The sequence below is a fragment of the Streptomyces sp. NPDC001750 genome (assembly GCF_042892615.1).
Lineage (GTDB): Bacteria > Actinomycetota > Actinomycetes > Streptomycetales > Streptomycetaceae > Streptomyces.
In genome coordinates this window covers 1-1,207 of the sequence record NZ_JBIAUE010000090.1, presented here as the reverse complement: position 1 = coordinate 1,207, position 1,207 = coordinate 1, and the positions used below count along the sequence as shown (strand labels likewise).

Annotated in this window: 1 protein-coding gene; it reads right to left on the bottom strand. The window is 61.1% G+C overall.

All coding sequences use genetic code 11. The features are described from left to right. Positions 1-286 precede the first annotated feature (286 nt). Complete coding sequence (locus ACFYY6_RS38330; protein ID WP_389197782.1) at positions 287-898, bottom strand: hypothetical protein; 612 nt, start codon at positions 896-898, stop codon at positions 287-289. Positions 899-1,207 lie beyond the last annotated feature (309 nt).

The window sequence follows — 1,207 nt, the reverse complement described above, 5'->3', positions numbered from 1 at the left end:
CCGTCAAGCACAGGCTCAAGCAGATCCAGTACCGCCCGGACCTGGTCGACGGATGCCTCGCCAGCACCGACCTGATTATGGACGACTGACCGACACATCACGAATTCAAGTTCAGTAGCGCGAAGACGGAAGTCGCCTCCGGCTCCTGCGCCCTTTGCCCAGCTGCGCCGGGGCCCACTCTTCTCGATGTGGCAGCTTCCTGGCGAGTGCGACCGCGGGGAGCTGGCGCATTGCTGTACCACCCACAGGGGCACCCGAGGGTGGTATAGCCGGTTTGTGTAGTCGCCTACCCCCAGCAGATGAAGGAAGACACCGCGTCGTTCCACCCGAAGGCATTCAGATCTGGAATCCGGGTACCCGCCGGGACGAAGAACTCAGGCCCTGACAGGTTGATGTCCCAGAAGAGACTGACATCGAACGCGCAGACGCTGACCGACGACACGATGTCGTTCCAGTTCTGCGTGTGGAGAAATCCCCTGGGCACATCCAGGAGGTTGGGCCAGTGGAAGCCGTGCTCCAGTTCAAGACGGTCTCCGCCCTCGTTGGCGTCTTCCCAGACCCTGGTGAAGGTGGGAAGCCCGAAGTCCAGCGTCGTATCCGTGTCCATCGGGTGTGCAACAGAGAGCATCCCCGCACGGTCGGTGAAGACTCCGAGAGCGACGGCACCTCCGTCGGACAGCCGAGTGGTGTAGAGAGCCTGATTCCTCGTCATGGCGTTGAGCCGCTCGAGGTCTTCGAATACTTCACCATCGAGGACCACTGGGACCTCGGGTTCGAGAGGACGCACGATGCCGCTTACCGACGGGCGTCCCTCGTCGAGCGACTTGATGAGTTCTGGGGTATTTCGGCGGGCCTGTATCTGCGCCCACGCTTGGTGCTTCTGCGCTGTGACGGTCATCCGCGATCACTCCTGACCAATTGGAGGCGAACGATGATTCGTCACTTTCATGCTAGGACCCTGACCTCAGGGCGCCACTGGCCACGGGGTAATTGACAGTGCGAATACGTTAGTGATCTTCTTTCGTCCTGAGTTCGTGCAGATCAGGTGGTGCGAACCGTACAAACGATGCGGCCGAGTGATTGGTTGAACGGCGTGCCCTTTGGGGCAGGCGCTAGTAGGGCTTGGTCATGTTGGTGCGGGGTCTGGCATGTCGCGGTGACAGGTGGGGCAGGCGCCGGTCCAGGTCGCGATGAGTATCTGCAGCTC